The following is a 5623-nucleotide window of genomic DNA, read 5'->3' as shown; positions in this document are numbered from 1 at the left end:
CACACCACTCATGCTCAATGCCCAAAAAAGAAAGCAAAAGCTTAACCTTGTAACAGTTACCAGATTGGATATCTCCATAAACCTTCACTACAAATCTCCTTTTGTATGCTCAAAAACACATAACGCCGCGTTAAGGGGTGAGCAGCGCAACTACCAACTCACCGCATTGCACTAAAAACCAATAAAATCAACGCATAATGAAAATGCTGCGCGTTGCGAATCCCTCTTAAACGCTTTGTTATGTAACAATATTTTCCATCATGTATATGTGGTCAGCATACATTTGACCACCGATTTCATAAGCATCAGGAATCACACTATGTAATGTGAATCCACTTTTGATTAACACTTTTTCTGAACCAAGATTGCCTTCTGTAACCACAGCGGAGAAATTTTTTAGACCAAAATACTTTCGGGAATATTCAACTAAAGCTCGTAATGATTCAGTCGCATAACCTCGACCATGGAAGTGAGTTAAAAACATGAAACCAACTTCAACCGCTCCATTCTGGATGCAATAACCTGTTATACCTACTTTGATACCCGTTTCTAATTCGGAAACAACCAAACAGCACCAATGGTTAGAATCTGGTGTCCATGGTTCAAGCCTAGAACGAAATTTAGACTGAATTTCCAACAACGTCGGCTCATCGAAGCAAAGTGAAATAACCTTTGGATCGGTATGAAGAATTTGAAATAGAGGCCAGTCCGCTTCTGATATCGGAGACATCACTAAACGATCTGAAAATATTTTTTCCACTGAACCTTCCTTGTTACATAACGCCCGGTTAAGGGGCAACCAACGCTACTACCAACTTACCGCATAACACTGTAATCACAAAAACCAACGCATAGTAAAAATGCCACGCGTTGGTTGTCCCTCTTGAACCGTTTGTTATATTTCAGTTACATACAGCTACTGAAATACCACACAACATTTAAAAATCAGCTAAAAATCAATCGATTAAGGTAAGTTTAAATCACTTTCTTTACAGAAATACAAGCAGATAACTTTATAACCAATGAAATATTACCAATTGATTTTAATAACAAATATTAGATAAATCATAAATTAATGTTAACTCAATCGAAATAACCACAAAATTCGATTAAACGATAACTTTTGTTAGTCATTGATATACATGATCAAACCAAGAGCTATCGGCAACCAGAAATCATCAACCAGCAAAACACTCACAATACCACTTAACTTTTAAATTTGTAGCACGTTGAATTTAAAAGAAATATAACGCCCAATTAAGTAGCCCGAAACGCTACTACCAACTTTCCGCACTACGCCGTAATCACTAAACTCAACGCAAAACGAAAATGCCACGCGTTGAGGGTCTGCTTGAATTGTTTGTTATAACGCAATTCTATGACTTGGATTTTTCACCTAAATACTCGGTAAAGCGCAAAAGATAACCATCCGGATCTTGTATCAGAAACTCTTTCTGACCCGATAGTATTTCGCCTATGTCATACCATGTTTCTTTGAGTTCTTTAAACAACTTGATGTCTGCTGCTTGAATGCGCTCATAAATCGAAGATATATCTGACAACTCAATTTGAAAGTTAACGCCTCTACCAAATGGCGCGACTAAGCTATCCGTAGCCCAAGCTTCATCATGAATTTGCTCCAACATGATCTGGACTTTTTCAAGTTCCAAGTAAGCAAAATCGGGATTATCTCTTTGATTTCTAATCTTAAAACCGAGAATTTCACAATAAAATCTCAGTGATGTTGTGAAGTTTGATACCGACAATTCAGGTACCATCGGATTCCAATATTCGTCCATTTCATTCCTTGATATACGATGAACTCAAATGCGTTATAACGCCGCGTTAAGGGGTGAGCAACGCAACTACCAACTCACTGCATTACACTAAAAACCAATAAAATCAATGCATAACGACAATGCCACGCGTTGCGAATCCCTCTTGAACGCTTTGTTATGTACGTTGTACCGAATACACTGGAACCCAACCAATTTCACCCGTTGACCTCGAAACTCGATACCAAGAATTGAGTTCAAAAAGCACTGACAGTTTTTCACCGATGACAGTATTCAGCTCAACATTATCATAGTCTTCAAGCATGATACCTACGGAATCACTTTCACTCTTTTCTATATACTGAATTGGAGCCCAACCTTGCTCACCTAAATCATTGGTAATAAAAATCCAATTGGGAAATTCATCATCCATTTTACCAAGAGCTACTCTATCGCCTCGTTTCAAATAAAATGGATTTGGATATTCTGAGATATGATTTTCAAGAGCAACTACTTCCATATTATCTCCATAGTACATAACGCCCACTTAAGGGGCTGACAACGCTACTACCAAGTTTCTGCACAACGCCGAAACCACTGAAATCAACGCATAATAAAAATGCCGCGCGTTGGAAGTCCCTCTTGAAGTGTTTGTTATAAGGTGGATAACTACTTAATTAAATTGAGTATTTCTTTAAACTCTGGCTCTCGGCAATCTTTAACTAGTTCATAAAGACTCATTTCCAAACCAGTTATATCAACTCCAGAATCTGCTAACTTTCTGATTGCTAGCTCTTTGTTTAATTCATCACGTGACGCAACACAATCGCTTACCAAGTGTATATCGTAACCCAGATTTTTTAGATGAAGTGCCGTTTGATAAACACATATATGAGCTTCGATCCCACATATTAACCAAGAAGCTTTATCTGACTTTTGGATTTCATCAATAAAACGAGGCTCACTACAAGCGTCAAAACTGAACTTGCCAATAGGCTTTTGATTACTCAATAACTCATTTATCTCTTCGATAGTTTTACCTAATTTATCAGGATTCTGCTCAAGCCAAACTATTGGTAAACCAAGAAATTGGGCTCCTTTAACTAGTTTTGTACAGTTTGAAACGAGCTCGTTACTATTGGATACTAATCGAGCAAGCTTACCTTGAATATCAACGACAATCAGGCCAGTGTTTTCCTTATTAAGCATACAAACTCCTGTGCTAAACCACCTTATAACGCCGCGTTAAGGGGTGAACAACGCAACTGCCAGCTCACCGCATTGCACTAAAAACTAATAAAATCAAAGCATAATGAAAATGCTACGCGTTGCGAATCCCTCTTTAACGCTTTGTTAGCCGTCATGCCAACGAGAGCCCACCATCAACTACCAGCGTGTGACCAACGATATAACTAGCTTTATCAGATAATAAAAACTCTATTGCATTGACGATTTCGTCGATTTCACCAAAACGATTGATTGGTACGACGCCTGAAACCTCAGCGCGAATATGAGAATTTTCAAGTTGCTTTTCTTCCCATCGAGGCGTCCAAGTGACACCGGGGGCAACTGCATTGATTCGAATGCCAGATTTAATGCTTTCTAAGGCAACAGATTTAGTTAAACCCTCAAGGGCGTGTTTAGCTGCACTATACATTGATGCATTGGGTGTCGGTCTAATACCATTAACCGAACTTATATTTACTATGGATGCACCTGCTTCCATTAACTTCAGTTCAGATCTCAAACATAAAGCTTGGCACAAAAAATCCACATGAAGTGTTTCTTTGAGAAATGGGACTTCTACTTGAGATAAATACCCTCGAGAAGCAAGTGCCGGAGACGCGTTATTTACAGCAACGTCTAACTTACCGTAATGCTCTGCAACGTGGGTAAATAGCCTTTCTAATTGTTGCTCATCCGCAATATCAACAGATTGATAATCAACAGCTTTTAATTCTGGGTATTTTTTAAGTACATCTAACCAAGTATTCTTTGAACGAGAACATGTAATAACTTTATATCCCTGCTTCAAAAGCCGAAGAACTGTATGTAAACCGATACCTTTTGAACCACCTGTAACTAATGCTATTTTCAATTTAGGACTCCTTTCCTATTTATGTACTTTGACGGCTAACGCCGCGTTAAGGGGCAGCCAACGCTACTACCAAGCTTCCGCATAACACCGTAACCATAAAAACCAACGCATAATAAAAATGCCACGCGTTGGCTGTCCCTCTTGAACGCCTTGTTATACCGTTCTTATAGCGCTAGAATGACCTTTATAAAGACCACTTAAAGGACTCAATAAATGACCGCTAGAATCTTAGCCGATGTGGCTGCAAGTATTACTGAATTAAAAGCTAATCCGATGAAAGTTGCAACAAGTGCATATGGTGAACCTGTCGCTGTACTTAACCGAAATGAACCAGCCTTTTACTGTGTTCCAGCAAAAGCATACGAAATGATGATGGATAGACTCGATGATCTCGAACTATTAGCTATTGCAAGAGAACGAGAGTCTGAAGAAAGTATTTCGGTAAACATCGATGACCTATAAACTTGATTTCAAAAAGAGCGCGTTAAAAGAATGGAAAAAACTTGGCTCTACACTACAACTGCAATTTAAAAAGAAACTAATTGAACGCTTAGAAAACCCACATGTACCAGCATCAAAACTCTCTGGCGCTGATAACATGTATAAAATAAAGCTACGTCAGTCTGGCTACCGTCTTGTTTACCAAGTAAAAGATGACGTTATCGTGGTAACGGTCTTAGCAGTTGGAAAACGAGAGCGAAGTGATGTTTACCGTAGCGCAATGAAACGATTAGATGACTGATTAATATACCAATCAATTAATATACCAATCAATGCCTCTTTTTTCGGCAAGGTATAACGCCCTGCTAAGGGGTGAGCAACGTAACTACTAACTCACCGCATAGCACTGTAAACACTAAACCAAATGCATAACAAAAATGCTACGCGTTGCGAATCCCTCTTGAGCAGCTTGTTATATGCCTTTTACACGCATATACTTAATGCGCACTTTACATACGCACTGGAGGCGACATGAGAAACTCATACAGCACACAAGCACCAAAGAAGGCGACAAATTTAACTCTAAACAGTGAGTTGCTCGCTGAGGCCAAGCGCCTTAATATTAATCTTTCAGCCACAATGGAAAAGGCGCTTGAAAAAGAAGTAAAACAACGCCTTAAAACTGAATGGCTAGAGCAAAATGCAGAAGCTATTAATGCCTGCAATGAACTTACTGAAAATCACGGTCTATTTTCCGATTCTTACCGAGTATTCTAATGTCTCAATTTTCGCTATACCAAAATAACGATAAAAGCACTTCAACGGCATACCCTTACTTTGTTGATGTTCAAAGTGAGTTACTTGATACACTGAATACTCGATTAGTTATTCCGCTAACACCCGTTGAGTTATTGGATAAAAAAGCACCGAATCATTTATGTCCAGTGATCCATATTGATCAAGGAGACTTTGTAATTTTAACTCATCAAATGGCCAGTGTCCCGACCAAGATTTTACGTGAGCCAGTGAATGAGCTAAGTACTTTCAGAAATGAGATCATTGCAGCTATCGACTTTTTGATTACTGGCATATAACGCCGCGTTAAGGGGTGAGCAACGCAACGACAAACTCACCGCATCACACTAAAAACTAATAAAATCAACGCATAACGAAAATGCCACGCGTTGCGAATCCCTCTTTAACGCCTTGTTATGTGTTTTTCCGCTCATTTAAAAGGTTTTGATATCGTTTTTCACCAATAAACCAAGCTATAGCATTAAACGGAATACCAATACCAAAAAAAATTATT

Annotated in this window: 9 protein-coding genes and 1 pseudogene; 4 read left to right on the top strand and 6 right to left on the bottom strand. The window is 38.8% G+C overall.

Features of this window, described 5'->3' with window-relative positions; genetic code table 11:
- From FKN88_RS17200 to FKN88_RS17175, 6 genes and pseudogenes are all read right to left on the bottom strand, one after another.
- Nucleotides 1-88: pseudogene (locus FKN88_RS17200) on the bottom strand (glutathione S-transferase family protein); the annotation flags it as partial.
- Nucleotides 89-238: 150 nt separating this feature from the next.
- Nucleotides 239-730: a GNAT family N-acetyltransferase gene (locus tag FKN88_RS17195; RefSeq protein WP_154171254.1), complete on the bottom strand. Its 492-nt coding sequence runs from the start codon at nucleotides 728-730 to the stop codon at nucleotides 239-241.
- A gap of 646 nt (nucleotides 731-1376) precedes the next feature.
- Complete coding sequence (locus tag FKN88_RS17190) at nucleotides 1377-1799, bottom strand: VOC family protein (protein ID WP_154171018.1); 423 nt, start codon at nucleotides 1797-1799, stop codon at nucleotides 1377-1379.
- Nucleotides 1800-1953: 154 nt separating this feature from the next.
- On the bottom strand, nucleotides 1954-2295 hold the full coding sequence (locus FKN88_RS17185) for an SH3 domain-containing protein (RefSeq protein WP_154171017.1): 342 nt from the start codon (nucleotides 2293-2295) through the stop codon (nucleotides 1954-1956).
- 149 nt (nucleotides 2296-2444) lie between these two features.
- Nucleotides 2445-2984: a hydrolase gene (locus FKN88_RS17180; protein ID WP_154170967.1), complete on the bottom strand. Its 540-nt coding sequence runs from the start codon at nucleotides 2982-2984 to the stop codon at nucleotides 2445-2447.
- 151 nt (nucleotides 2985-3135) lie between these two features.
- Nucleotides 3136-3873, bottom strand: a complete 738-nt coding sequence (locus FKN88_RS17175; protein ID WP_154171016.1) for an SDR family NAD(P)-dependent oxidoreductase — start codon at nucleotides 3871-3873, stop codon at nucleotides 3136-3138.
- Between the two features lie 213 nt (nucleotides 3874-4086).
- Between FKN88_RS17175 and FKN88_RS17170 the strand changes: the two genes are divergently transcribed.
- The 4 genes from FKN88_RS17170 to FKN88_RS17155 all read left to right on the top strand — a co-directional run bounded on the left by FKN88_RS17170 (nucleotide 4087) and on the right by FKN88_RS17155 (nucleotide 5408).
- Nucleotides 4087-4335, top strand: coding sequence for a type II toxin-antitoxin system Phd/YefM family antitoxin (locus FKN88_RS17170; protein ID WP_000126952.1), 249 nt, complete (start codon nucleotides 4087-4089; stop codon nucleotides 4333-4335).
- A complete protein-coding gene (locus FKN88_RS17165) occupies nucleotides 4325-4615 on the top strand; it encodes a type II toxin-antitoxin system RelE/ParE family toxin (RefSeq protein ID WP_154171015.1) in 291 nt (96 codons plus the stop codon). Before FKN88_RS17170 ends, FKN88_RS17165 begins: the two co-directional genes overlap by 11 nt.
- A 230-nt stretch (nucleotides 4616-4845) precedes the next feature.
- Nucleotides 4846-5091, top strand: a complete 246-nt coding sequence (locus FKN88_RS17160; RefSeq protein WP_099609954.1) for a type II toxin-antitoxin system CcdA family antitoxin — start codon at nucleotides 4846-4848, stop codon at nucleotides 5089-5091.
- Entirely contained in the window at nucleotides 5091-5408 is a 318-nt protein-coding gene (locus FKN88_RS17155; RefSeq protein ID WP_154116302.1) for a CcdB family protein, read from the top strand. Before FKN88_RS17160 ends, FKN88_RS17155 begins: the two co-directional genes overlap by 1 nt.
- Nucleotides 5409-5623 lie beyond the last annotated feature (215 nt).

The organism is Vibrio sp. 2017_1457_13, from assembly GCF_030851525.1.
Classification (GTDB): Bacteria; Pseudomonadota; Gammaproteobacteria; order Enterobacterales; family Vibrionaceae; genus Vibrio; species Vibrio metschnikovii.
The sequence above is the reverse complement of the archived record's forward strand: the minus strand, read 5'-3'. Positions and strand labels throughout refer to the sequence as shown.

Bases quoted from the DNA above. Each gene is read 5' to 3' on its own strand.
- FKN88_RS17180 (WP_154170967.1), bottom strand. From the start codon at position 2,984: ATGCTTAATAAGGAAAACACTGGCCTGATTGTCGTTGATATTCAAGGT.
- FKN88_RS17190 (WP_154171018.1), bottom strand. From the start codon at position 1,799: ATGGACGAATATTGGAATCCGATGGTACCTGAATTGTCGGTATCAAAC.
- FKN88_RS17195 (WP_154171254.1), bottom strand. From the start codon at position 730: ATGTCTCCGATATCAGAAGCGGACTGGCCTCTATTTCAAATTCTTCAT.
- FKN88_RS17170 (WP_000126952.1), top strand. From the start codon at position 4,087: ATGACCGCTAGAATCTTAGCCGATGTGGCTGCAAGTATTACTGAATTA.
- FKN88_RS17160 (WP_099609954.1), top strand. From the start codon at position 4,846: ATGAGAAACTCATACAGCACACAAGCACCAAAGAAGGCGACAAATTTA.
- FKN88_RS17185 (WP_154171017.1), bottom strand. From the start codon at position 2,295: ATGGAAGTAGTTGCTCTTGAAAATCATATCTCAGAATATCCAAATCCA.
- FKN88_RS17155 (WP_154116302.1), top strand. From the start codon at position 5,091: ATGTCTCAATTTTCGCTATACCAAAATAACGATAAAAGCACTTCAACG.
- FKN88_RS17165 (WP_154171015.1), top strand. From the start codon at position 4,325: ATGACCTATAAACTTGATTTCAAAAAGAGCGCGTTAAAAGAATGGAAA.